This is a genomic window from Sulfitobacter sp. PR48 (assembly GCF_028807335.1).
Taxonomy (GTDB): domain Bacteria; phylum Pseudomonadota; class Alphaproteobacteria; order Rhodobacterales; family Rhodobacteraceae; genus Sulfitobacter.
Window position 1 is genome coordinate 162,268 of the sequence record NZ_JARAMM010000005.1, and the last position, 25,118, is coordinate 187,385.

General features: G+C 62.4%; 24 protein-coding genes. 10 read left to right on the forward strand and 14 right to left on the reverse strand.

Going from position 1 to position 25,118, the window contains the following annotated elements; genetic code table 11:
* Nucleotides 1–239: 239 nt before the first annotated feature.
* The 3 genes from PVW51_RS08600 to PVW51_RS08610 all read left to right on the forward strand — a co-directional run bounded on the left by PVW51_RS08600 (nt 240) and on the right by PVW51_RS08610 (nt 3,487).
* Nucleotides 240–908: a haloacid dehalogenase type II gene (locus PVW51_RS08600; protein WP_274574557.1), complete on the forward strand. Its 669-nt coding sequence runs from the start codon at nt 240–242 to the stop codon at nt 906–908.
* A gap of 98 nt (nt 909–1,006) precedes the next feature.
* Nucleotides 1,007–2,128, forward strand: a complete 1,122-nt coding sequence (locus PVW51_RS08605; protein WP_274574558.1) for a phosphotransferase enzyme family protein — start codon at nt 1,007–1,009, stop codon at nt 2,126–2,128.
* A 9-nt stretch (nt 2,129–2,137) separates the two neighbouring features.
* Nucleotides 2,138–3,487 (forward strand): aspartate aminotransferase family protein, encoded by a 1,350-nt coding sequence (locus tag PVW51_RS08610; protein ID WP_274574559.1) that lies wholly within the window; start codon nt 2,138–2,140, stop codon nt 3,485–3,487.
* A gap of 40 nt (nt 3,488–3,527) precedes the next feature.
* On the opposite strand, the gene PVW51_RS08615 is transcribed toward PVW51_RS08610, so the two are convergent.
* Nucleotides 3,528–4,952, reverse strand: a complete 1,425-nt coding sequence (locus PVW51_RS08615; protein ID WP_274574560.1) for an amidase — start codon at nt 4,950–4,952, stop codon at nt 3,528–3,530.
* A 4-nt stretch (nt 4,953–4,956) separates the two neighbouring features.
* A complete protein-coding gene (locus PVW51_RS08620) occupies nt 4,957–5,589 on the reverse strand; it encodes a helix-turn-helix domain-containing protein (RefSeq protein WP_274574561.1) in 633 nt (210 codons plus the stop codon).
* A gap of 75 nt (nt 5,590–5,664) precedes the next feature.
* Here PVW51_RS08620 and PVW51_RS08625 point away from each other — a divergent pair, with 75 nt between their 5' ends.
* From PVW51_RS08625 to PVW51_RS08640, 4 genes are read left to right on the forward strand one after another with little or no spacing between them, the layout of a single operon-like run.
* Nucleotides 5,665–6,984, forward strand: coding sequence for a TRAP transporter large permease (locus PVW51_RS08625; RefSeq protein ID WP_274574562.1), 1,320 nt, complete (start codon nt 5,665–5,667; stop codon nt 6,982–6,984).
* A gap of 30 nt (nt 6,985–7,014) precedes the next feature.
* Nucleotides 7,015–8,007: a TRAP transporter substrate-binding protein gene (locus PVW51_RS08630; protein ID WP_274574564.1), complete on the forward strand. Its 993-nt coding sequence runs from the start codon at nt 7,015–7,017 to the stop codon at nt 8,005–8,007.
* Between the two features lie 8 nt (nt 8,008–8,015).
* Entirely contained in the window at nt 8,016–8,519 is a 504-nt protein-coding gene (locus PVW51_RS08635; protein WP_274574565.1) for a TRAP transporter small permease, read from the forward strand.
* Nucleotides 8,516–9,457 carry an ornithine cyclodeaminase family protein gene (locus tag PVW51_RS08640; RefSeq protein ID WP_274574566.1) on the forward strand — a complete coding sequence of 314 codons (942 nt, stop codon included), beginning with the start codon at nt 8,516–8,518 and terminating at the stop codon, nt 9,455–9,457. The genes PVW51_RS08635 and PVW51_RS08640 overlap by 4 nt, the downstream gene beginning before the upstream one ends.
* Before the next feature lie 35 nt (nt 9,458–9,492).
* Here PVW51_RS08640 and PVW51_RS08645 read toward each other — a convergent pair whose 3' ends face one another.
* Nucleotides 9,493–11,865 carry a transketolase-like TK C-terminal-containing protein gene (locus PVW51_RS08645; protein WP_274574567.1) on the reverse strand — a complete coding sequence of 791 codons (2,373 nt, stop codon included), beginning with the start codon at nt 11,863–11,865 and terminating at the stop codon, nt 9,493–9,495.
* 135 nt (nt 11,866–12,000) lie between these two features.
* On the opposite strand from PVW51_RS08645, the gene PVW51_RS08650 reads away from it, so the two are divergent.
* The gene (locus PVW51_RS08650) at nt 12,001–12,474 is read left to right on the forward strand and encodes an Lrp/AsnC family transcriptional regulator (RefSeq protein WP_269360560.1); all 474 of its coding nucleotides are present in this window, start codon (nt 12,001–12,003) and stop codon (nt 12,472–12,474) included.
* A 120-nt stretch (nt 12,475–12,594) separates the two neighbouring features.
* Here the strand turns inward: PVW51_RS08650 and PVW51_RS08655 are convergent, their stop codons facing one another.
* The 4 genes from PVW51_RS08655 to PVW51_RS08670 all read right to left on the reverse strand — a co-directional run bounded on the left by PVW51_RS08655 (nt 12,595) and on the right by PVW51_RS08670 (nt 16,239).
* Nucleotides 12,595–13,467 carry an alpha/beta hydrolase gene (locus tag PVW51_RS08655; RefSeq protein WP_274574569.1) on the reverse strand — a complete coding sequence of 291 codons (873 nt, stop codon included), beginning with the start codon at nt 13,465–13,467 and terminating at the stop codon, nt 12,595–12,597.
* Nucleotides 13,468–13,529: 62 nt separating this feature from the next.
* A complete protein-coding gene (locus PVW51_RS08660) occupies nt 13,530–14,312 on the reverse strand; it encodes an ABC transporter ATP-binding protein (RefSeq protein WP_274574570.1) in 783 nt (260 codons plus the stop codon).
* Nucleotides 14,309–15,253: a FecCD family ABC transporter permease gene (locus tag PVW51_RS08665; RefSeq protein ID WP_274574572.1), complete on the reverse strand. Its 945-nt coding sequence runs from the start codon at nt 15,251–15,253 to the stop codon at nt 14,309–14,311. Before PVW51_RS08665 ends, PVW51_RS08660 begins: the two co-directional genes overlap by 4 nt.
* Nucleotides 15,250–16,239, reverse strand: a complete 990-nt coding sequence (locus tag PVW51_RS08670) for a FecCD family ABC transporter permease (protein ID WP_274574574.1) — start codon at nt 16,237–16,239, stop codon at nt 15,250–15,252. Before PVW51_RS08670 ends, PVW51_RS08665 begins: the two co-directional genes overlap by 4 nt.
* Nucleotides 16,240–16,417: 178 nt before the next feature.
* Here PVW51_RS08670 and PVW51_RS08675 point away from each other — a divergent pair, with 178 nt between their 5' ends.
* Nucleotides 16,418–17,359, forward strand: coding sequence for an ABC transporter substrate-binding protein (locus tag PVW51_RS08675; protein ID WP_274574575.1), 942 nt, complete (start codon nt 16,418–16,420; stop codon nt 17,357–17,359).
* Between the two features lie 111 nt (nt 17,360–17,470).
* A complete protein-coding gene (locus PVW51_RS08680; protein ID WP_274574577.1) occupies nt 17,471–19,624 on the forward strand; it encodes a TonB-dependent siderophore receptor in 2,154 nt (717 codons plus the stop codon).
* A 51-nt stretch (nt 19,625–19,675) separates the two neighbouring features.
* Here the strand turns inward: PVW51_RS08680 and PVW51_RS08685 are convergent, their stop codons facing one another.
* From PVW51_RS08685 to PVW51_RS08715, 7 genes are read right to left on the reverse strand one after another with little or no spacing between them, the layout of a single operon-like run.
* Nucleotides 19,676–20,425: an ABC transporter permease gene (locus PVW51_RS08685; RefSeq protein ID WP_269360550.1), complete on the reverse strand. Its 750-nt coding sequence runs from the start codon at nt 20,423–20,425 to the stop codon at nt 19,676–19,678.
* Entirely contained in the window at nt 20,422–21,147 is a 726-nt protein-coding gene (locus PVW51_RS08690; protein WP_274574578.1) for an ABC transporter ATP-binding protein, read from the reverse strand. Before PVW51_RS08690 ends, PVW51_RS08685 begins: the two co-directional genes overlap by 4 nt.
* Complete coding sequence (gene tenA / locus PVW51_RS08695) at nt 21,144–21,824, reverse strand: thiaminase II (RefSeq protein ID WP_274574579.1); 681 nt, start codon at nt 21,822–21,824, stop codon at nt 21,144–21,146. The genes PVW51_RS08690 and tenA overlap by 4 nt, the downstream gene beginning before the upstream one ends.
* On the reverse strand, nt 21,824–22,762 hold the full coding sequence (locus tag PVW51_RS08700) for an ABC transporter substrate-binding protein (protein ID WP_274574580.1): 939 nt from the start codon (nt 22,760–22,762) through the stop codon (nt 21,824–21,826). The genes tenA and PVW51_RS08700 overlap by 1 nt, the downstream gene beginning before the upstream one ends.
* Before the next feature lie 5 nt (nt 22,763–22,767).
* Complete coding sequence (locus PVW51_RS08705; RefSeq protein ID WP_274574581.1) at nt 22,768–23,754, reverse strand: HesA/MoeB/ThiF family protein; 987 nt, start codon at nt 23,752–23,754, stop codon at nt 22,768–22,770.
* The gene (locus tag PVW51_RS08710; RefSeq protein ID WP_274574582.1) at nt 23,751–24,347 is read right to left on the reverse strand and encodes a thiamine phosphate synthase; all 597 of its coding nucleotides are present in this window, start codon (nt 24,345–24,347) and stop codon (nt 23,751–23,753) included. Before PVW51_RS08710 ends, PVW51_RS08705 begins: the two co-directional genes overlap by 4 nt.
* A complete protein-coding gene (locus PVW51_RS08715) occupies nt 24,344–25,117 on the reverse strand; it encodes a thiazole synthase (RefSeq protein ID WP_274574583.1) in 774 nt (257 codons plus the stop codon). The genes PVW51_RS08710 and PVW51_RS08715 overlap by 4 nt, the downstream gene beginning before the upstream one ends.
* Between the last annotated feature and the right edge of the window lies 1 nt (nt 25,118).

Below are 25,118 nucleotides of genomic sequence, written 5' to 3' on the forward strand. Positions count from 1 at the left end.
CACCTGTCCGGCTCCTGCCCCCTCCCTCTGCCTGTTGGCAGGGGGAGGGACCGGCGCGGTCGATTCGGCCTGCTGTGCCGGGGTGACCCTGACGTTTCACAACGCGTTCCCGCAAAAGCCCGTGCCGGATTGGTGTGAATTTTGGTGACCATGTGCTGCAAGTCGTGCCACTGCGGCACATTCTGCCAAATGAATGATCTTATGCTGTTGCAGGAGTTCAACTGACAGGACACAGAAACATGGAACGCTTCCGCCCGAAATATGTCACTTTCGACACCCATGGCACGCTCATCAACTTCCAGATGGCAGAGGCCGCCCAAGAGCTGTACGGCCACCTTCTGGACGCGCCGCGCATGGAGGAATTCATCAGGAACTTCCAGGGCTACCGCTTTGACGAAGTGATGCAGGACTGGAAACCCTACGCCGACGTCGTCCACAACGCGCTGGAACGTGCCTGCCGCCGCAACGGTGTCGCCTTCAATTCCGAAGACGCGCTTAAGGTCTACAACAAGATCCCGACCTGGGGGCCGCATGCGGATGTCCCGGCGGGGCTGGCAAAGCTGGCCAAGGAAATTCCACTGGTCACCATTACCAACTCGATGAAGGTACAGATCCCCCATAATATCGCCAAACTCGGCGCGCCGTTTCATGCCGTGCTGACCGCTGAAGAAGCAGGCGCTTACAAGCCGCACTTCAAGGCCTTTGAGTACATGTTCGACACGCTGGGTTGCGGCCCCGAGGACGTCACGCATGTGTCCTCTTCCTTCCGCCACGACCTGATGTCGGCCTATGATCTGGGGATCAAGAGCAAGGTCTGGGTCAACCGGGGTCATGAACCTGCCAACCCCTTCTACGAATACACCGAAATCCGGGATATTTCACAGCTGCCGGGCGTTTTCGGCATCTGATCCGGCTGCGCGATCCAAGACCGCGTCGCGCCTTCCCTGGCGCGCCGCATCCTGCTGAACGGCAGACGTAAATGCCACGGGTCCAAGGATTATTCGAATTGGAAAACTGCACTGATCCAGACGCGGCAGGCAGGCAGGGGCGAGCACAACAGCCTGCCACGACACAGACCTATTTCGACGCCGCCTCTGCCATCCTTGCCCTGCCGTCGGGCACGATGGAACCCGACATCTCGGCTGAGCTGTTGCAGCGTCACTTTGGGTTGAGTGGCAAGCTTGAAATCCTGTCCTCAGAGGTTGAGCGCACAGTGGCGGTTGAACTTGCGGATGGGCGCCGCCTGATCCTGAAGACATCAACCAGACCTGAGGCGCGGGACAGCTTTGCCTTTCAGGCCGAAGCGATTGCAGGGCTGCGGGGGCCTGCGGGCTTTGTCGTTCCGGACATATTGCCGACACTTGGCGGCGGCCTGATCTTTGCCGAAGATGGCATTTGCGGCTATCTGCAAACCCGGCTCGACGGTGTTGCCCTGCACCAGATGGAAGCAACGCCCGACCTGTTGTTCCGGACCGGCAGCGCGCTGGCCCGGCTGGACCTGGCCCTCGCCCCCCTGCCCCTGCCCGCAACCGACCGCCCGATCCTGTGGCATGTCGGTTGCTGGCCACGGCTGATGACTTACGCAAAACATTTGCCTCCCGGACCGGTTGCCGCGCAGGTCGCCGATGCGATGAAAGACTATGTGGAAACCATCGCACCGCAGACCGGTGATCTGGTCTGGCAGGTCACCCACAACGATCCCAGCCCTTTCAACATGATGGTCACGGATCAGGCTCTGGGCTTTATCGACTTCGGCGACGGCTGCCACAGCCCGCGCCTTCAGGATCTGGCCATTGCCGCAAGTCATGTCGTCACCGACCCGGACTTGCTGTTGGGTGGGGCTGAATATCTGATTGCCGGCTATGCCTCGGTCCTTCCGCTGACGGCGCTGGAGGAAAGCCTGATCATCGGGCTGATGCGCGCACGGCAAAGCGCATTGATCCTGATCAATTACTGGCGTGCTCATCTGTTCCCGGATGACGCCGCATACATCAAGAAAAACGTCCAGCGTGCCGAGAATGGCCTTGCCATACTTGCGTCGCGGACCGCCCCGTCCTGTCGGCCGGCCATGCAAGCAGCCCTCGCAACGCTTCAATCGCAATACCCCTCACGTCCCTCTGCAAAGTAGGAAACCGTCATGACCAGAGATCTTATGCCGAACCGCTACAGACCCGGGCAATCCGCCCTTCCCCCGCGCGAGGCGGCTCTGATTGCGCGACGCGATGCTGTTCTGGGGGCTTCCTACCGGCTTCAGTATCGCCAACCGGTGCATTTTGTCCGCGGCGAGGGCATGTGGCTCTATGATCCGGACGACCGGCCCTATCTGGATTTTTACAACAATGTGCCGTCGCTTGGTCACTGCAATCCGGAAGTGAACGCCGCGATGGCGGAACAAGCGGGCCGGATCAGTGCCAACACCCGCTATCTGGAGCCGCAGCTGGTCGATTATGCCGAGCGGCTGGTCGCCACATTCCCCACCGGGATTGATCGGGTGGTATTCACCTGTACGGGCAGCGAATCCAATGATCTGGCCCTGCGCATCGCACGGCTTTGCAGTGGCAACGAGGGGGTGATCGTCTCTGATTATGCCTATCATGGCACCAGCGCAGCGGTGGCTGCGGTCTCGCCGAACCTGGGCGATGCGGTCGTGTTGAGCCCGAATGTGCGCATGGTATCGCTGCCCGGCCCCGCTGGTGTGCCGGAGGCACAGGCCGCTGCATTTTTCGAGGCGCAGGTGCGCGCCGCCGTCGAAGATCTGAACCGCCGCGGTATTGGCGTGGCCGCCCTGTTGATCGACAGCATCTTTTCCAGCGATGGCGTCTGTGTGGACCCGCCGGGGTTCATTGCAGGGGGCGTGGCAGCGGTACGCGAGGCCGGAGGCCTGTTGATCGCGGATGAGGTCCAGCCGGGCTTTGGCCGTGCCGGCAGCCATATGTGGGGGTTCGAACGACACAAGGTTGTGCCGGATCTGGTGACCCTTGGCAAACCGATGGGCAACGGCTTTCCCATCGGTGCCGTTGTGGGGCAGCGGGAACCCTTGGACCGCTTCGGCAACACCGCACGCTATTCGAACACCTTTGCCGGCAACACGGTGGGCATCGCGACGGCCAATGCCGTGCTGACGATTTTGCAACGGGACCGGATCCAACAGAACGCCCTTGCCATGGGCCAGCGCCTGCGCGCCGGTCTGGAAAAGATCGCGCAGCAGCAACCGGGCATTCGCGCCATCCGCAACGCCGGCCTGTTCTTTGGCGTGGATATGGGCGGTGAAGATATGGCGCCACACGCGCAGCGGGCTTTTGCCCTGGATGTGGTGAACACCCTGCGTGACGACGCTGTGCTGGTCAGCACGACCGGCGAGAACGAAGATGCGCTGAAGGTGCGCCCGCCGCTCATCTGCGAGGCCGAACATGTCGACCTGTTCCTTGCTGCAGTTGAACGGGCGCTGGCAAAGGTCGCAGATGCCAGGAACCAGAGCCTGAAATAACCCCGATTGAGACAATGGTCAGGCTGCGCCCCTGCCCTGTCTATGCGGGGCGGGCCCGCCAGGGCGAGGCAACTTCGATCTGCCGGGCAACTTTCAGGACAAGGGCATCATCTGCCATCTTGCCGATCAGCTGCGACGCGATCGGCAAACCCTCGGGTGTCTGATGAACGGGCAATACAATGGCCGGCATCCCGCTGGCATTGAAAGGTGCGGTGAACGGGCTCAACTCGAACAGACGGTCCAGAAAACCGTCAAGATCGGTCGCCGTCATGGGAAGTGACTTGTGGGGCAATGGCGGCGTTGCCGTTGCCGGGGTGACCATCAGATCAAACCGCTCGAAATAGGCGGCAAGGCGGCGGACTTCGCGGTTGATCACGGCGGTGCGCTGCAGGTGATCGGAGAGCGACACCTGTCGCGAATAACGCAGGGCCGCGCGGGTCATGGGCTCAAGACCCGCCAATTCCTCTTCTCCCAGTTCACCGGCACCGGGGAACAGCCCGGCAAGCGAGGCCAGAAGCACGCGGATCATCGCATCGGTCAGCGCCTGAACATCGAAATCGGGCAGCGCTTCTTCCACCTCATGGCCAAGTCCGGACAACAGCCGACCGGTCTTTTCCGCGGCGGCGGCGCAGACGGGATCTATGGGTTTTCCGTCCAGCCGCGTGGTGACCAGACCGATGCGCAGGCGGCGGGGCGCCTGTTCGATCAAAGCCTCGAAAGGTGTTGAGGGTTTGGCGGTAAAATAGGGTGCGCCGGTGTCGGGCCCTGCGGTCACGTCGAGGATTGCGGCGGTGTCGCGCAGGCTGACAGCCACCGCATGTTCGTGGCTGATGCCGTGGTTCGGATCGCCCCGATGCGGCCCGAAAGGGTTCAATGCGCGGCTCGGCTTGAAGCCCACCAATCCGTTAAACGCCGCCGGGATGCGGATCGAACCTGCACTGTCCGTCGCATGGGCGGCGGGCATCATCCCACTTGCAACCGCGGCACCTGCCCCCCCGCTGGACCCGCCCGCCCCCCGTTCGAGATCCCAGGGATTGCGCGTTGTGCCCCAGGCGGCACTGTCGGTTTCCAGCGTCAGGCCAAATTCCGGCGAGGCACTGCGGCCGAGCAAACCAAACCCGGCAGCGCGCAGGCGGGACACCAGCGTTGAATCAAAGTCAAAGACGGTGCCCTTGAAACGCTCCGACCCGTTGGACAATGGCAATCCACGCACCGGGGCATGCAGGTCCTTGATCAGATAGGGCATGCCAAGGAACCGGGGCGTATCGCCCGCTTCGACACGCGCATCCAGCGCGTCAAGCGCCTCTTCAAACGCTGTCACGACAACGGCATTCACCCGGGGATTCTGCGCCTCGATCTCCCTGATCGCGGTTTCCAGAACTGCACGCGGTGCGATCTGACCCTCTGCGACAAGCCCCGCGAGCCCGACCAGATCGTGGCTCATCCATTCGTCACGTGTCAGCATGATATCATCCCTGTCCTGGCAACCGGCCATCGCCGCCGGTCACAATATTCAAAAGCGTCGCATCCTCCGCACTGACCGAGATCAGCGCATGGCCCATGCTGGCGTCGTAATAGGCGCTGTCCCCGGAAGCGAGCCGGATCGGGGCATAGAGGTTCGAATGCAGTTCGACTTCGCCGGTCAGCACAAAGATCATCTCTTCCCCGGGATGAGACACAAGGTGGTCGAATTCTTCCACCGCCCGCGCCTTGACCACGACAAAGGTCGCATCCATCTGCTTTTGCTTCAGCCCCATGGCAAGGGGCTCGTAAACATAGGTCGCCGCGTCGTGGCCCACACGTTCCGCCGCCCGTGTCACGTTCAGGCGGCCCATGGACGGGACCGGCGGCTCTTGTGTTGCGTTCTCTCCCGCCAGCAAGGTGGTCAGGTCAACATCCAGCCCGCGCGCGAGCTTGAGCAGCCCGTCGAAGGTCGGCGACAAGTTGGAATTCTCGATCTTGGAAATGGTCGAACCCGCCATGCCCGCACGGTCGGCAACCTGTTGCAGGGTCATCCCCTTGCCCTGCCGCAACCTGCGGACCTTTCTGCCGAAAGCGCTCAGCGCCTCTTGTGTCTCGACCGGAGCTGCCTTCTCTGGCATCAATATTTCCTTTCGGAAGTTTTTCCTTGACATATTTCGTATACGAAAGCGAGGATGGGCGCAAGGAGTATCACTTTGGCAGCCCTGCTCATCATTGCCTTTATCGGGTTCGCGATCATGGGTGGCGTGGCGCTCAGCTATGTCGCCGGATCGGCGGCCGTCCTTGCCTTCATCGCGACGGGCTATGGCAACTATCTGGCAATCATGCCGCAACGGATCTTCAGCCAGATTGACGTGTTCACCTTCCTGTCGATGCCACTTTTCATCCTTGCCGGAGAGCTGATGACACGAGGCGGCGTGACCCGGGTGTTGATTGATCTCGCAATGCTGATCGTCGGGCGTTTCAAGGGCGGGCTGGGCTATGTGAACATCGCGGCCAGCGTCTTTCTCGCGGGCATTTCAGGCTCCGCCGTGGCCGATGCCGCGGCAACGACCAAGACGCTGGTTCCGGCGATGGTGGACCGCGGCTATCGGGTTGATTTCGCGGCGGCCCTCACGGCGGCCAGCAGTGTCATCGGGCCGATCATACCCCCCTCTATCGTCATGATCTTCTACGGCGCACTGATGAACGTCTCGGTCGCGGCGATGTTCGCGGGCGGCATCGTGCCGGGTCTGCTGATGGCGGCTTTCCTATTCGCCTACAACGGGTTCGTCGCCCGGCGCGACGATCACCCCGGCGGTGCGCAAACAGAGCTGCCGCCGTTCCGGGACACGGTCATTCGCGCGGTCCCCGCCCTGCTGATCCCCATCGTGATTGTCGGCGGCATCGTCTTTGGCGTGGTCACCCCGACAGAGGCCGCCGCATTGGCCGTGGCAATCACCGTCGCGCTGGTCTTCGTCTACCGGCTGCTTGGCCGGGACCGCCCCCGTGCCGCATTGCGCCACACCCTCGCGGAAGGATCAAAAGCGGTCGAGACGGCGGCGATGCTCACGGGGTCGATCTTCATGATCCTCTTCGCCGCGGCGGTCTTTGGCTATCTCATCGGCATCATGCGCCTGCCCGAGACAATCGCAGCCACGGTCACCAGCCTTGATCTGGGACCGACCGGGTATTTCCTGATCGCCAGCCTGGTGATGTTCGCCGCAGGCATGGTGATGGATGTGACCATGGCGCTTGTTCTGATGGTGCCTGTCCTGATCCCGGCTGCCATCCTCGCCGGGGCCGATCCGGTGCATGTGGGCGTGGTCAGCTGCCTCAACCTGACACTTGGCCTGATCTCACCGCCGTTCGGCGGAATACTCATGGTTGTCTCAGCCGCCAGCGGCGTTTCCTACCTGCAGCTGTCGCTGGCCATTCTCCCCTTTCTCGCAGTCCAGGTCGCGCTGCTGATCCTTCTCATTCTCGTCCCCGAACTGACCCTCGCACTGCCGCGACTGCTCGGGCTTATCAACTGAATCCGCACCCTTTAACCAAGGAGAACCACAATGAAGAACATCTTCCGCAAGACATTCTCGGGTCTGGCGCTTGGCGCCGTTCTCACCTTACCGGCGCTGGCACAGGAGGTCCGGATCGCGGTCCAATGCCCCGCCGTACCTGCGTGCTCTGACTGGGTTTACGCCGAAGACTTTGCCGCATCTCTGCGTGAAGGCGGGATGGAAGCAACCGTCTTTGTCGGCGCGAGCCTGGGCAAGGACCCCGAGATCGTCGACCAGCTGTCGCAGGGTCTGCTCCAGTTCGGCGTGACCAATTTCGTGATGATCGCGCAGGTCGATCCGCGCATCCTGGGGTTCCTGGCCCCTTACGTCTTTGACGATTCAGCCCAGTTCTTCCGGGCGACGCAGGACACCGACAGCCCGCTTCTGGACGGGATTCGCGAAAACATGAAAGGACAGGGCGTGATGATCGCGGGCTTGCCGGGCCTTGGCGGTCAGATGGGTCTGTTCAACACGAAAAAGGATGTGGCCTCCGTCGCGGATGTCGAAGGGCTGCGCCTTCGGGCCATTGACGCCACACAGGTCAAACTGTTCGAAGCCTGGGGCGCGCAGGGTGTCGTGGTGGACATGCCGGAATTCGCAGGTGCCGTGCAGCAGGGCATCGTGGACGGCTATTTCAACCCGCCCGCCGTCCCGCTGATCTTCAAACATACCGAATTCCTGACCCATTTCACCAATCTCAAGGCAGGCACGCCTTTCCGCGCCGCGCTGATGTCGGCGGATTGGTACGAGGGGCTGGATGAGGCGAGCAAGGCCACCGTCGATGCCGCAGTCGAGAAGGCGAACGCCAACAACAAGGAATGGACCTTTGCCGCCGAAAAGAAGGAGATCGAGATGTTGGAAGCTGCAGGCGTGACCGTGACGACGCCTTCGGACGAGGCGCTGGAAGAGTTCAAGAACCGGAGCCAGGCCGTCTGGGATGAACTGATGCCGGAAGGATCGGTCGCCGAGATGCAGACCCTGGCAGACGCATCGCGCGAATGAGGCAAATCGTGAAACTGAGCGCGGGGCTGGATCGCATCTGCCTCGCGCTGGCCAAGGCGGCCCTGGTCGGGATCGCCCTGGTCATCCTGCTGCAGGTGACGGCGCGGTACGGCATGCGCAGCCCCTATGCCTGGACCGAGGAACTGGCCCGCTATCTGATGGTATGGGGCGGTCTGTTGGGTGCAACCTGCGCATTCCGGCGCGGTCTGGACCCCGTTATCGTATCCGTGACCAGCGCCTCCTCCGCGCGGCACCAGCTTCTGGCCCGGGTGGCCCTGGTGGCGGCCCTGGTGATCTTCCTTGTGCCGGTGCTGCATTATTCCTTCTTCGGCCCCAACCTGAACATCGAGCGCGGCTTTGTCTGGCGCGGCATGGGGCGCAGTTCTCCGGGTCTGGGCCTCAACATGGCGCTGCTGGGTTCAGTCATCCCGATCACCTGCGTCATTCTCCTGATCCATTGCGCCGCGCGGGTCGTGAGCCCGTTCCCGGCACCAAGAGGCGACGCGACATGAGGGTTATTACGGCAAAGGACGTTCTGGGCCGGATCACGGTGGCCGAACTTGTCCCGGTGATGGAAGCCGCGATGAAGGACATCTCGGCGGGCGAAGCGCTGCACCCGCCCCGCTTCGTCGTGCCGATCAACGAGGCCGGACGCATGGGCATGATGTATGGCGCATTGCACAATCCCCCGCTGCACGGCGCGAAGGTGCTCAGCCTTTACCCGGATGCGCCGCGCCACGGTTTGTCCAGTCATCAGGGCTTTGTGCTGCTGTTCGAAAGCGAACATGGCCGCCCGGTTGCCGCCATCGAGGCGGACGCGCTGACAGCGCTGCGGACTGCTGCCGTGTCGATGCTCGCCACGTGCAGGCTGGGCCGTGCCGATCCGCGCATTTTCACGATCTGCGGCGCAGGCGAACAGGCAGAGTACCACTTGCGCGGGGCCCTGGAATGTTTCGATCCGTCGGAAATCCGCATCTGGGCCCGCCGTCCGGAGGCCGCCCGGGATCTTGCCGACCGTTTCCCTGACGCGCCGGTGCCCGTCCGGGTCTGCACCTCGCTTGTCGAGGCGATCACCGGCGCCGATGTGATCACCACAGCGACAGCCGCCCGCTCGGCCTTTCTTGCGGGCGCTGACCTTGAGCCGGGCCAACACCTGAACCTTGTCGGGGCGAGCCTCGCCGACATGCGCGAAGTCGATGACACTGCCGTCGCCCGGATGCTGATGTTCACGGATTCGCTCGACAGCTCTTCACGGGAATCCGGTGAAATCATGGAGGCACGGGCCGCCGGTGCCATCGACGCGGCCTATCAAGTGACTGAGCTTGGCGCTGTGCTGGCCGGTGCTGCGACCGGCAGAACATCCGCCACCCAGATCACCGGCTACAAGTCCCATGGATTGATCGTTCAGGACCTCGCGGCGGCCTGGCATATCGCGCAAACACTGGCGTGAGATGTCGGACGTGAACCGCCTCCGGCACCTAGCCGTCAGGCAGCATTGATCCTGCGGCCATGGGTCAACCCGCTGATCTTTTGAACGATCCCGTCGCTGTCGATGCCATAGTGTCTGTAAAGGTCGGCAATCGCACCTGTCTGGCCAAAGTGTTCGACCCCCAGTGGGATCGTCTTGTGACCCCCGACAGCACCGAGCCAGGACAGCGTGGCCGGATGCCCGTCGATGACAGTTACCAGACTGCAATGGGGAGAGAGTTCACCCAGCAACCGCTCCACATGGCTTTGCGCATTTGCCTGCCCGCGTGCCCGCGCGCGCTGCGCAGCGGTCCAGCCGGCGTTCAGCCGATCCGCCGAGGTGACTGCAAGAACGCCGACATCGCGCCGGTGTTCGGCCAATTCGCCCGCCGCCTTGATCGCCTCTGATGCAATGACCCCCTGATAGGCGATCACCACCTCGCAGTTTGGCCCCGGAGGCCGCAACCAATAGGCCCCGTCGACCGCGCCCTGCTGCCAAAGGTCATCGGCGCGTTTGCCCGGCTGCTCGATAGGGTTCGTCGAGAGCCGCAGATAGACCGAGCCGCCGGTCTCATCGCGCAGCCAGGTACGTTCGTCGGGGTCGCCTGATCCGTCCTTTTGCAAATAACCAAAGGCCCAGGCCATGATCTCGGCCAGCTCATCGGCAAAGGCGGGTTCAAAGGCGGCCAGACCATCCTGGCTCATCCCGATCAGCGGGGTGCCGATGGACTGATGCGCGCCGCCTTCCGGTGCCAGCGTCACGCCGGAGGGGGTGCCAACCACCATGAACCGCGCGTCCTGGTAACAGGCATAGTTCAGCGCATCGAGGCCGCGGGCCACAAAGGGATCATAAAGCGTGCCAATCGGGATCAGGCGCTTGCCAAACAGCGAATGGGACAGGCCCGCAGCCCCCAGCAGCAGGAACAGATTGTTCTCTGCGATGCCCAGTTCGATGTGCTGCCCTTCCGGAGTGAACTCCCATTTCGCGGTGGAGGGGATGCGATGTTCGATAAAGGCATCGGTCTGTGCAGTGCGGGCAAAAAGCTTGCGGCGGTTCACCCAGGGGCCCAGATTGGTGGTGCCGGTCACATCCGGCGACATGGTCACGATACGCTCGGCCAGCTTGCTGTCACCCTTGGACAGATCATCCAGAATCTTGCCAAAGGCCATCTGCGTCGAAATTTCCCGCTCGGAAGAAAACTGTATCTCCGGGACAGGCAGCACCGCGTCGTCATAGCGCCTGCGCCCCCGGGCAAAGAACGGCACAGTGTCGAGGAAGGATTGCAGGGCTGCCACATCTTCCACTGCGGCAAATTTCTCCCACTCCTGTCCTTGCGGCACGCCCATGTGCGCCTGCCAACCTGCCATCTGGGCCTTGGTCATCAGACCGCCATGGTTGTCCTTGTGTCCGGCAATCGGTGTTCCCCAACCCTTGATCGTATAGGCCAGAAAACAGGTGGGCCTTTCGTCGGTGACGCTTGCAAAAACCTCCGCCATGGTGGTCACGCAATTGCCGCCAAGGTTCTCCATCAGCGCGGCAAGCGCCTCGTCGTCACGCTTGTCGAGCAGGCGGGACACAGGCCCCTGATCGCCCAGGTCCTCCATCAGCCGTTTGCGCCAGACCGCGCCGCCCTGATAGGTCAGCGCCGAATATTGCTGGTTCGGGCAGGCGTCGATCCAGGCGCGCAGCGCATCGCCACCCTCTTCGGCAAATGCCGCGCGCTGCAGGGCACCGTATTTCACGCGGATCACGTTCCAGCCGAATGCCTCGAAAATCTTTTCGATCCGTTCGAACAGGCCCTCGCGAACCACGCCGTCCAGCGACTGGCGGTTATAGTCGATGATCCACCAGCAATTGCGCAGGTCGTTCTTCCAGCCTTCCTGCAAGGCCTCGTAGATGTTGCCTTCGTCAAGTTCGGCATCGCCCACAAGCGCCACATGCCGACCCTGGGTCAGCTCACCACCCCAGGACTTGGCGGTGATGTAATCCTGAACCAGCGCGCCAAAGGCCGTGATCGCCACACCCAGCCCGACAGAACCGGTGGAATAATCCACATCATCCACGTCCTTGGTGCGGCTGGGATAGCTTTGCACACCCTGAAAGCCGCGAAAGTTCTGCATCTTTTCCAGCGTCTGGTTGCCCATCAGATATTGCATCGCATGAAAGACCGGCGAGGCATGCGGTTTGACCGCCACCCGGTCCTCGGGCCTGAGCGCGGAAAAGTAGAGCGCAGTCATGATCGACACCATCGAAGCCGAGCTTGCCTGATGCCCGCCCACCTTGATCCCGTCCTGTTTCGGGCGGATGTGATTGGCGTGATGGATCATCCAATGCGACAGCCACAGGAGACGATCCTCCAGTATTTTCAACGCGGTGGCTTGTTGTAACATTGTGCTTGCTCCGGGGCGACAGTTCGGGTTGCGTATCCACGCGATATTAGCACCACGGATATGCCGTTTCTCACCTATTATTCATTCGATTATATGCTAGGTTGATTATTATCACCAATATTTGGCTATTCTCCGATGTTATCCACCAACCTGGACAGTTTCGACATCGAAATCCTGCACGAGCTGCAGCGCAACGGGCGTGCCACAATAAACGATCTTGCGGAAAAGATCGGCCTCAGCCCCTCGCCCGTCGCGCGGCGGTTGCGAAACCTTGAAAAGGCGGGGGTGATTTCCGGCTATGCCGCCCTGATCGACGAGGCGGCGCTGGGTTTCGAATTTTCGGTTTTTGTCTCGGTCAAGCTGGACCGTCAGGTCGATGATGCCCTGGCCCGGTTCGAAACCGCTGTGCGCGGCTTTCCCGAAGTCGTTGACTGTTGGCTGATGACAGGCAATCGCGACTACCTCCTGCGCGTCTCGACACGCGGCCCGGCTGATTTCGAGCGGTTTCTGACCGGCAAATTCACCAAGGTTCCCGGCGTCGCCTCCATCGAAAGCTCGATTCCCCTGCGGCGTGTCAAAGCCGGGCTGTCACGCACGCTGGACCGGTAGCAGCCCCAGCGGCGGGTTAGAGCGCCCGACCTTAAACCTGAAACACGAATACCCTGCCGCGCCTGCGGCGCTCCCGGGATATTCGTGACACAGGGTGATTCAGATGTAAGGTCGGGCGCCTTAATCGACTGAAAGGGCAAAGGCCCAGCTTAGCGCGCGGTTCACCGCCACGGGCAATACGGACATATGGGTCTCGCCTGCATAAATCTCGAACCGGGTCGTGACCCCCCGCGCCGAGAGCGCTGCGGCCATCTCTTCCGCGGCGGCGACGGTGCGGGTCCTGGCCTTTTCCGCCATGCGCGTTTCGGCTTCGGGTCCATTGGCCTGAAACGGTGCCAGCGCATCACCTTCCCATTCGCCAGCCGAAAGATGCACCCGCAGTGGCCGACCATCGGCATCAAAGCGGTCCAGATGATCGAGGAGAAAGCTGTCTTCCCAGGTGATTGCCGGGCTTGCCGCGATCCAGTTGGCAAAGGCATCGGGGCGGGTAAACATCAGCCAGAGCGCGAACAACCCGCCAAAGGAATGGCCAAAGAGCGATTGCCGCTGGGGATCGAGCGGGGTCCGGCACTCGACAAAGCTGCGCACGTCCTCCAGCAAGAACCGTGCCATCTCGGCGCCGCCGCCGGTCCTGACCTTGGGGCCATCGGGGGTGAAGGGCGGATAGACCTGCCCCGGTGGCGGCCCGAGGTCCCAGCTACGGCGAAAGGAATCGTAAGCGTCGTCGGTCGGATAACCCACGGCAATCAACACACCCCAGCCAAGGTTGGTGCCAGTGGGCCAGAAGGCCTGTGCGCGCATCGCATCTACGGCTGTGCCAATCACGGCATTGCCATCCAGCAGCCATAGCGCCGGCCAGCCCGAGGCGGGTGCTTTGCCGGGTGGCACCCAAAGGAACACGCGACGGATTTCGCCTGTCACGCGGTCCCTCAGATCAAACCATCGTGTCCCGCCTGATATGGCCAGACCTTCTGCCACTACGTTTTGCATCATGCTAAAGCTCCTGAGGTTGAATGGGGTCCGGCGGCGCAACGGTATGCCCGGCCAGACCCCTGCTATTCGCGTGGATAAACAACGGGTTTTTGGAAGACGGGGTCGCGGGCCACTTCCGCCTGCAAATCATAGAGCGCTGCAACCGTATCCGGTGTGATCACCTGCTCTGCCGGTCCCGCGCAGACCAGCTGGCCGTCGCGCAGCCCCAGCAGATGATCGCAGAACCGCCCTGCAAGGGTCAGCTCGTGCAGCACCATGACAATGCTGCGCTGGCGTTCGTCCGCAAGCTGGCGCAGCAGGCGCAACAGCGACAGTTGATGCTGCAAGTCCAGAAAAGCAGTGGGTTCGTCCAGCAGGATCACCGGCGTGTCCTGCGCCAGCGCCAATGCCAGCCAGACCCGTTGCCGCTGCCCGCCCGACAGGGCGCTCAGGCGGGTGGCGCGCAGATCGGACAGGCCCGTCGCGGCCAGCGCGCTTTCGATGGCATCATGATCGGTGTCCGACAGCGGCCGGAACGCCTTGCGCCAGGGTGTGCGCCCCTTGGCGACCAGCCCCCCCACGCTCATATCCGGCACCAGCGGCGGGTTCTGGGGCAGATAGGCGATGCTTTGCGCGCGTTCGCGCGCACCCTGGTCTGTCAGCGGATGGCCCTGAAATTCAATCTGCCCCGCATCAGGGTGCTGTATGCCCGCAAGACACCGCAGCAGGGTGGATTTGCCACAGCCGTTCGGGCCGACAATCCCCGTCAGCCCGCCCTTGGGCAAAGCGACGGAAAAACTGTCATAGACAGGGCGGTTCCCAAGACGCAGCGACAGGTCTTCGACGTTGAAAAGAGGATCATTCATGCCCGGGCCTCCTGCCGGTCGCGCCACAGAAAGAAGATCAGATAGGGAGCGCCGATCACGCCCATGACCAGACCCGTCGGAAAGACGGCAACAGGGGCGACCAGGCGTGCCACCAAATCCGCCGCCACCAGCAAACAGGCGCCGGTCAGCGCGGCGGGCCATATGGCCGGTGCTTCGGCGCCGCTGATTGCGCGCGCCAGCGGGGCGGCGACAAAGGCCACGAAACCGATGGGACCAACGGCCAATGTGCTGGCCGCTGTCAACGCGGTGACAAGGCCCAGCACCAGAAACCGCATCCGTGACAGATCAACCCCGAGTGACGCCATCACGTCATCGCCCAGCCACAGCAATCCCAGCCGGTGCGCGCGCAGGGCAATCAGCGCCCCGCCTGCCAGCAACACCAGCCAGACCCAGCCCGCCGTCGCCAGATCGGCACGCGCCAGAGACCCCGAAAGCCAGATCATCGCGCGGGCGGCCTTGGCATCCGGTGCCAGCACCAACAAAACCGTTGTGGCAGCGGCGGCTGTGGCACCGATCCCGATGCCGAAGAGCACAAAGGCCAGCGCCCCGCGCCCCTGTGCCAACAGCGCCACGCAAACCACCGCAAGCGCCGCACCACAGGCCGCCCCCGCCAGCAAAGGCAGGTCCATCAACAGCGCGATGGCAAAACCAAGCCCCGCCCCCTGCGTCAGCCCGATGATATCCGGCGTCGCCAGCGGATTGCGCGTCAGCCCCTGCATCAGCGCACCCGCCATTCCCAGCGCCATGCCGGCCCCGACCGCAATCAGCAGGCGCGGCAGGCGCAACCCGTAGATCAGGAAATCCTGCCGGTCCAACAGCCCCTGCACCAACGCCGAGGGGCCAAGCCAGTTGCGCCCGCCCGCCAGTGCCAGCCAGACCAGCACCAGCAACATTGCGGGCAGCAAAACCGCCCGCCTCATGTCCGCACCCCTGCGCCGCGCGGCAGCAGCCGGGTCAGCACCATAACCAGCCCGACGCCGCCGAACATGGCCAGGATCAGACCGGCATCAATCTCGCCCGGGCGCACGATCACCCGCCCCGCCACATCGCTGGCCATCAACACCGCCGCGCCCAGTGGAACGCAATAGCCATAGGCCCGCCGCAATGCGGGCCCCGCCAACCCGCGCGCGACAAAGGGCACCAGCAGGCCCAGAAAGGCAATCGGCCCGACAATGGCCACCGATGCGCCGGATAACACGGTGACCAGTGCCAGCGTCAGCGAGATGGTCACCCGTGGATTACGCCCCAGACTGTGGCTTTGATCCGCGCCCAGCGTCAGCAGCGCCAGCCTGTTGCACAGGAAGATGCCTGCAACCAAAGCGCCGCAGATGGTCAGCAGGGGCACAGCTTCGCCCCGTGACACAGGCGGTATCGCCCCCGAAATCCAGTGCAGATAGCGCGCCTGCGATTGCGCATCGGTCAGGATCAGCATCATCGCCAGCGACAGGCACAATGCCTCGATGGCAAGCCCCGCCAAGGGCAGGCGCAGCGCGATGCCTTCGCCGCCCAGCCCGGCGTCACCACCGGCCAGCAGCCACAATGCCAGCCCGGCCAGCCCGGCCCCCGCTATGGCGGAGACCATCACCATCCCCGCACTGGCCGACGGCACGAATTGCGCCGTTGCCACGGCCATCAACGCCGCCCCGGCATTGATGCCGGTGATGCCCGGATCGGCCAGCGGATTGCCCGTCAGGCTTTGCAGCATCAGCCCTGACACCGCCAGTGCCGCGCCCACCGCCATTGCACAGAGGGCACGAAATCCGCGCGCCGACAGCAATCCTGCATCGCCGTGCAACAGCGCCTCGGCCGACATCTGCGCCGTGCCGAACCGCAAGGCACACAGCAATGCCAGCGCAAAAACACTCCACAACAACAGGTATATGTACAGGGGGCGCAGCGGGGCCATGACAATCCAACAGCAAGAGAGGGTGTTGGCGGGCGCAGGGCTGGCTGTGCTGCAGATAGCCCCGGAAACCCTGCTCCTGCAACCCCTGCCAATGGCTTGACAGCGCAACGGCGCCCATGGAATGTCCGCGCACCCAGCAGACGCCAGGTGCCAAGCATCCCGACCCGAGGAGAGTTTGATGCGCGCCGTACTGCTGTTTTGCCTGTTCATGATGTCCGTGCCTGCCCTGGCAGAGCCGGTCCAGATCATCCACCGTTTCGGCACCACCCGCATTGACGCGCCGCCGCAGCGGATCGTCTCGGTTGGCTATCACGAGCAGGATTTTCTCTATGCTCTGGGCCTTGCGCCGGTGGGGGTGCACGAATGGTTCGGCGCGCGCCCCTTTGCGACTTGGATCTGGGCGGATGCCGCGCGCAAGGCTGTCGGTGCAGCGCCACAGGTGCAGCGCGGGTTCGAGATTGATCTGGAATGGGTCTGGCAATTGCAGCCCGATCTGATCGTGGCCAGCTTTGCACCGATGGACGCGGCCACCTATGCGCAACTGTCGCGCATCGCGCCCGTGGTTGGCCCGCCGGAGGGTTTCCCCGACTGGGGCGCGCCCTGGCAAGAAGAACTGCGCCTGATTGCCCGCGCCACGGGCCGAGAGGACCGCGCCGAAACGGTGATTGCCGATGTTGACGCCGTATTGGCCGACACCCGCGCCCAATTCCCGGCCTTTGACGGGGCCAGCGTGGCGGTGGCCCATGTGGCGGGCACCAAGCTGGTGGGATATGGCCCCGCGGACGGCGCCAACCGCTTCATGGCCGATCTGGGGTTTGAGATCCCCACGGAATTCGAAACCCTGGCAAGTGCGGCAGGCAATTTTTTGGTCAGCCTGGAACGGATCGACCTGTTTGAGCGCGATCTGGCCCTGTGGTTGGGCGATACAGCGGGGCGAGAACTGATCGAGGCGCTGCCCGCCTATCAGGCCAGCACCCTTGCGCAAGCGGGCCGGTCGGTCTGGGCCGATGAGGACGAAACCGGCGCGATGAGCTTTCAGACACCGCTGTCGATCCCCTGGGCCGCACAGCGCCTCGCCCCGAAACTTCAACGCGCGCTGCAAGGGGGAAAAGCGGATTGACACCCGCAATCAGAGCCGTAGGTTGCGCCCACCCAGGTCACTCCCAGGCGAGTGCTGATCTCTTCATCAGCATATCCCGCATGACACATGCGCCGCTTGACAGGACCCGAGATGACAGATTTCCCCGCCCCCCGTTTCCCCCGCATATCGCTGAATGGCATTCTGGCAGGCTGCACGGCGCTAACCTGTATTGCATTGGCGGCGCAGACCGCGCAGGCGCAGGATGGCGATGCGGTAAAATTGCCCTCGATCCTGTTGCGCTATGAACTGGATTACTCGGGCCGGGTGGACGGATATCTGGCGCCTGCCACCGAAACCGGCGTGAAATCCGGCGTGCCGCTCAGCGAAGTTCCCCAGTCGATATCCGTTGTCACCTCGACCGAGCTTGAGACCCGCGCACCCGACGAGGTCGAAGACGCAATTGCCTATGTCCCGGGGATCAACCCCTCGACCTGGGGCACCGACGACCGGTTCGATCAGTTTTCGATCCGTGGCTTCGACATGGGCACAAATGCACTCTACCGCGACGGGCTGCCGCAGAAGGCGCTGAGCTTTTCGGGCTTTACGACCGATCCCTTCATGATCGACCGGGTCGACGTGCTGCGCGGCCCGGCGGGTGTTCTGTACGGGTCGAACGATGCCGGCGGCATGGTCAATCTGGTGACCAAACGGCCGGTCTTTGACCGCCTGGCGGAAGGGCGGCTGAGCTATGGCAGCAATAACACTGCCGAGGCCGGTTTCGACTGGTCCGATACAATCAGCGCCGATGGCACCATGGCCGCGCGCGTCACCGCCCTGCTGCGCAACGGCGAAACCGAGATCGACGGTTCGGACAATGACCGCGCGTTCCTGGCGGGCGGGTTCACCTGGGCGCCGACGGATAACACCACCCTCACCCTGCTGGGCCACGTACAGCAGGACGCCAGGACACCGCTGATCTTCTCGCCAATCGCAGGAGAAGACTTTGACCCCGCCTTTGGCTCGTTGCCCGCTGATTTTGCCTATCGGCAATCGGACTACAACCACTTCGAGACCACCCAGGAATCACTTGGCTGGGAGCTGAGCCATCAGTTTGGAGAAGGCTTCCTCTTTAACCAACGCGTCCGTTTCGCCCATCAGACCACCGATTACGCACATCTTGATTACAGCTATGCGGATGCCGCGGGCCTGCACTATTACGCGTTCCGGAATGACGAAGACGCCAGGACCTTTGGCATCGACAACAACGTGAAATGGGACAGCCAGCTGTTCGGGGCGGACAACAGCCTGATTGCCGGCGTCGACTACCAATACAGCCGCGCCAATGTCACACAATTCTACGACGGCACCATCTATACCCTGCCCTACGGCAATCCGGTCTTTGACTTTCCCGTGGCCGATCCGGCATTGTCTTCGCGCGACCGCAGTGTTTACGAAGAAACCGGCGTCTACCTTCAGGACCACATGAAGTTTGCCAATGGCACCGCGCTTACCGCCGGGCTGCGCTACAGCCGGTTCGAAAACGAAGCCACCGACCTGTTGTCCGGCACCACCAGCAGCCAAAGCGACAGCGCGGCAACAGGCATGATCGGCATCACCCACGAATTCGCCAACGGGTTGACGCCCTATCTGGGCTATTCCGAAGGCTTTATCCAGAACGTCGGCACAACGATCACCGGCCAGACCCTGGATCCGTCGAAAAGCCGGCAGTGGGAAGCAGGTCTGCGCTATCAACCGACGAACGATCTTATGTTCAGCGCCTCTGTCTTTGATCTGCGCAAGACAAATGTGAAAGATTACGACCTATCAGACCCGACCTTCTCAAGCTTTACACAGGTGGGCGAAGTCCGCTCCAAAGGGCTTGAGCTTGAAGCACGGGGCCGGCTGGCCGCCCATACCCAGGGCATTCTGAGCTATAGCTACCTCGACTCGGAAATCACCAGGTCTTCGGATCCGTCCAAGCTCGGTAATGCCAATGCGATGGCCCCGATGCATCAGCTGTCGCTCTGGCTGGATTACGATGCTTCGGCGCTTGTTCAGGGTCTGAGCCTTGGCGCGGGTATCCGCTATGTTTCGGAGTCCTACTCGACACAGAACAACCTGCGGATCACACCCAGCCATACCGTGGCGGACATGGCGGTGACCTATGCCACAAGAAACTTTGACATCAACCTGAACATCAGCAACCTGTTTGACCATGACTACTTTGGCGTCTGCTATGACGGCTATGGCTGTGCCAAAGGTGAGGGCCGGGCGATCAAGGTTTCAATCAGCCGCCAGTTCTGAGTTCGATGGCGCAGGGCCGGGCCGTTGACCCCGGCCCGCCTCCGGATGCTTTCATGACCGCGACCTGCCCTGAGCATACCAGGTCAATCTGTTGGCCAGGATGCCAACCGAGACATGCAGGATCACGGTCAGACATGCGAGCACGATCAGACTGGCAAACATCAGGTCAATCTTCGCGCGGCCATTGGCGAGCAGCATCAAATAGCCAAGCCCCCGGGAGGCCCCGACCCATTCGCCGATCACCGCCCCGATCGGCGCATAGACCGCGGCAAGCCGCAGACCGGTGCCAAGACTGGGAAGTGCTTGGGGTATCTGAATGTGCCGCATGAATTGCCAGGTGCCGGCGCGCATCGAAACCGACAGATCGCGGTATCCGGCATCTATGCGCGTCAGCCCGTCATGGAAGGCGGAGGTGACAGGAAAGTAGATGATCAGCACCGCCATGACGATTTTCGATCCCATGCCATAACCGAACCAGAGCGTCAGCAAGGGGGCCAGCGCAAAAACCGGCACGGCCTGGGTGAAGACAAGAATGGGCAGCATCAGCCGTTCGGCGGTCTTTGAGATCGCCAGCTGAATGGCTGTTGCGACACCAAGTACCGTGCCGATCAGCAACCCAAGCATGACCTCGATTGCCGTGATCCAGGCATTTTCGGCGATAATCACACGGCTCTTGTATGCGGCCTGTGCGACCCGCCAGGGCGACGGCAGGATGAAATGGGGGGCGCCGGTGGCAACGACCAGCACCTGCCACAGGCCTAGCCCGATCACCAGGGCCAGCAAGGTATCGCGCAGCTTCATGCGGCCATACCCCGCAAATGGGCAAGCAACCGGGCCTGGCAGGCGAGCGTTTCGGCGGCGTTGATTTCTCTCAATGCGGCAGTTGCAGGGGGTGGCCAGTTTTGCGTCCCTTGCGCCGACATGACGGTAATCTGATCCGCCAGACGGGCGGCCTCGGCGGGATCATGGGTGATCAGCAAAACGGTGCGGCCCCTGAGAACCTCGGCCGCCAGTTCCTGCATGTCGGCACGTGTGCCGGCATCAAGCGCCGAAAACGGCTCGTCCAGAAAGACGATTGGCCGATCCTCGAACAAGCTGCGCGCGAGGGCCGCGCGTTGCCGCATCCCGCCGGACAGGGAGGCGGGTTTCTGGCCTGCATGGTTTGACAACCCGACCCGGTGCAAAAGATCGCGGGCACGCCCGATGTTCGGGGCCGTGCCCCGCAACCGCGCGCCGATACAGACATTGTCCAGCACCGAGAGCCAGGGCAGCAACAGATCCGATTGTGCCATATAGCTGATACGGCCTGCCAATGGCATGCCATCCGTGGCCGCAATTGAGCCGTTGAATGTGCCGCCCGTCTCAAGATCAAGGATCAGCCGCAGGATCGTCGATTTGCCGACACCCGACCGACCCAAAAGACAGGTCCATTGTGCACCGGGGATCTGCAGGTCGGTGTCAAACAGAACCCGGTCGCCGATCCGGTGCTGGCCCTTCAACATGATCCCCGGTGCCTTGGTCATGCGCCGTCCAGACCCATTTGCCAGAACCCGACTTCCAGTTTTGTCGCCTTGGTAAACCGGTCCTGCAGCGCCGCGGCCCGCGGCGATTGGGGCAGATCACCGACCCGGCGCGCCACGGCAGCGTCGATCATCGCGCCGACCCTGGCGCATACCGCCTGATACTCGGGGTCCGCATAGGTTTCGATCCATGCGGCATAGGGTGTGTCCGTGGCTTTGCTGCCCGCCAACCGCAAGCCGATTTCACCGTAGCCCATGACACAAGGGGCCAATGCCGCCATGAGATCCAGAAAGTCGCCCTGAACGCCGGCATCCATCACAAAACGGGTGTAGGCCAGATTTTCGACAGCTTCCGGCGCGGCAAACAAGGTGGCCTCGTCAATCCCTTCGGCCGCGCAAGTCTCTACATGCAGCGACATCTCGTGATTGACCAATGCGTCAACCGTGCGGGCGCAGATTTTCATTTCCTCAAGCGTTTCCGCTTTGACCACAGCCAGCGACCACGCGCGGGCATAATGGACCAGATACACATAATCCTGGATCAGGTAATGGAGGAACGCGGTACGCGGCAGGGTGCCATCGCCCAGGCCCTCGACGAATGCGTGATGCGTGTACTTCTGCCACGCAGCAGCGCTCCCCGCGCGCCAATGCGCGAATGTCTTGCCATAATCCGGTGCCATCAGTTCGCCGTCACGTCGATGGCGATGCTGGACACGGGGTTTTGCGACGGGATCAGCCCGGCCTCATGCAAGAAGGCCTCGAACGTGGCATACCGACCCTCATCCATGGCTGTTGGGCGCAGGGCAAAACGTGGCAATGTATCAACCCAGGCCCTGGCGTTCAGCTCGTCCTGCAACTCGGCCGAGGTGCCGGAAAAGATTTCCCAGCTCTTCTCGGGATTGTTCACCATGTACTGCGTCGCCTTTTCGGTCGCGGCCAGAAAGCGGGCAATCCTGTCTTTGTCCATCGTCTCGGAGTTGGCGACGTAGATAAGCTCATCGTAGGAAGGAAGGCCCTCTTCCTCGACGAAAAAGCAATTGCCCCCGACGCCTTCGATTTCCATCTGATTGAGTTCAAAGTTGCGATAGGCACCGATGACCGCATCGACCTGACCAGACATCAGGGAGGGGGACATCGACCAGTTTACATTGACCATTTCCACATCTTCCAGGGACAGCCCATGGTGGCGCAGGATTGTCCCCAGCACCACCTCTTCGACCCCGCCGACGGAATAACCAACCTTTTTGCCTGCCAGGTCAGCAGGGGTCCGGATTGGTCCGTCCGCGAGGGTCAGAAGGCAGTTCAGCGGTGTGGCGACCAGGGTGCCGACACGTTGCAACGGCAGGCCTTCATGTATCTGCAGGTGAAGCTGCGGTTGATAGGACACCGCCAGATCGGCCTGTCCGGCAGCCACCAGCTTTGGCGGATCGGACGGATCGGCTGGGGCGATGATTGCAACTTCAAGATCCTGTTCCGCGAAATATCCCAGTTCCTGCGCCAGAATGATCGGTCCGTGATCGGGGTTGATGAACCAATCGAGCAGCACACTCATCTCATCGGCGGCCATCAGGGGAGAGGCCGCAAAGGAAAGAGCGGCAGTCAAATGGGTCAGTTTCATATCGGTTATCTTCCTGTTGGCGGGCTGTCGCCCATTGCGATTAAGGTGATGTCGCCGCCCCAATAGGAGCGAAGATGACGGGCGGCCTGCCAGGCGCGCAAACCGGTTCGGCAGGCAAAGACCGCGCGCTGACCGGCGGTTGGCGTTGGCCGTTGATCGGCGAATTGCGCCACGGTGAGGCGCCGCGCATCTGTGGTGACCGGGATCACGGCTTCATCCTTGCCGCGCAGCTCGACGACAAAATCGCCGCCGGTCACCTCGGAGGCGGCGACGAAGGTGAAATCCGCTTCAGGGTCCGGTGCGGTGTCAAACCGGAACCCGCTGGATCGGAAATTCTGCATATCAAAGCGGATCAGCTGGCCCAATGGGGATGGTTTCTGGCCGATCAGATATGCCAGGGCCATCTGTGCCTGAGCGGCCCCGATCATGCCGACAACGGGGCCCATGACCCCGGCAGTGGCACAACTTTCCGCGCGGTCAGGCAGGTCAGGAAACACGGCACGCAAGGAGGGTGCCGTTTGGCAAAAGCCGCCCACATAGCCGCCCAGTCGCAAGACAGATGCGCTGATCAGGGGGACGCCCAGTGCCTTGCAGGTATCGGACAGGATATAACTGGTGGCAAAACTGTCGGCGCAATCCAGAACAAGCGTGGCCCGGGACACCAGTGAAGCCGCATTCGCGGGGTCCAGCGGGGTCTCGACAGTGTCGATTGCGCAGGCCCCGTTCAACGCCCGCAGGGTTGCGGCGGCGACAGAGACCTTGGCCCGACCGACATCCGCCTCGCGGAACAGGGTCTGCCGGTGGAGGTTGGACAGCGAAACCAGGTCACCATCCACCAGGGTCAGCCGCCCCACCCCTGCGCCAGCCAGATATTGCAGTACCGGTGCCCCCAGGCCGCCGACACCCACCACAAGGACATGTGCAGCCTGGATTTCCCCCTGCCCCGCAAGACCCACTTCGGGCAGGCAGATCTGACGCGCATATCGGCTCATCTTGTCGCCCTCAACCAGGCGCGGACACGCTCCTCGGGGTTTTCGTTCAAGGTGATGTCGGTGACAGCGGCGACCACATCGGCGCCTGCCTCGAATGCCCCCGGCGCGCGGTCGACCGACATGCCGCCGATTGCGATCAAGGGTGTCTTCCCGATCAGCCCGCGCCAGGTGGTCAGCTTTGCAAGACCCTGTTCATGCCATTTCATTTTCTTCAGGATCGTCGGATAGATCGGACCCAGGGCGATGTAATCAGGGGCCAGCGCCATCGCGCGCGCCAGCTCTGCCCTGTCATGGGTGCTGATCCCCAGCCGCAGCTTTGCGGCGCGGATGGCAGCCATGTCTGCGTCATCCAGGTCTTCCTGCCCCAGGTGGATGTAATCGCAACCGGCATCAATTGCGGCCTGCCAGTAATCGTTGACGATCAAGGTGCAGCCATGCGCCACGCAGATCCGTTTCGCACGCTGGATATGGTCGCCTATCACATCCGGCGCTGCGTCCTTGATCCGCAATTGCACCAGTTTGATGCCAAGCGGAACAAGCCGTTCAATCCAATCCGCACTGTCGAAAATCGGACAAAAGCGATCCAATGTCATTCGAGGAACGCCTTTCCGATCACCGGGGTCGACGGGGCCGCCATGTCGCGCGGGCCCATCGGGTCGGCGGCATGGGCCAGCTGTCCGGCCCGGATCGCACTTGCAAAAGCCTCTGCCATGGCGGCGGGGTCACCTGCCTTGGCCACGGCTGTGTTCAGCAGAACAGCGTCAAAGCCCATCTCCATCGCGGCGGCTGCATGGGACGGCAGGCCAAGGCCCGCATCAATGACCAATGGCACATCCGGGAAATGGGCTCGCATGGCGCGCAGGCCAAAGACATTGTTCAGCCCGAGCCCCGACCCGATCGGCGCACCCCATGGCATCAGCACCTCGCAACCCGCGTGCAGCAGCCTGTCGGCCACGACCAGATCCTCCGTGGTATAGGGAAACACCTGAAACCCGTCCTCGGACAGAATGCGCGCGGCTTCGACAAGGCCAAAGACATCGGGCTGCAAGGTGTCTTCTTCGCCAATGACTTCCAGCTTGATCCACCTGGTATCAAACACTTCACGCGCCATATGTGCAGTTGTCACCGCCTCTTTGACACTGTGGCACCCGGCGGTATTGGGCAGGATGTGCACACCGAGCTGGCGAATGAGCTGCCAGAAGTCCTGACCGGCGCGGTCCTGACCGCTTTCACGACGCAAGGATACGGTCGCCACGCCGGCGCCGCTGCGTTTGAAGGCATCCGCCAGGATTGCAGGGGACGGATATTGTGCGGTCCCCAGCATCAGGCCATTGGGCAATGTCGTGCCGTAAAATTCCGACATG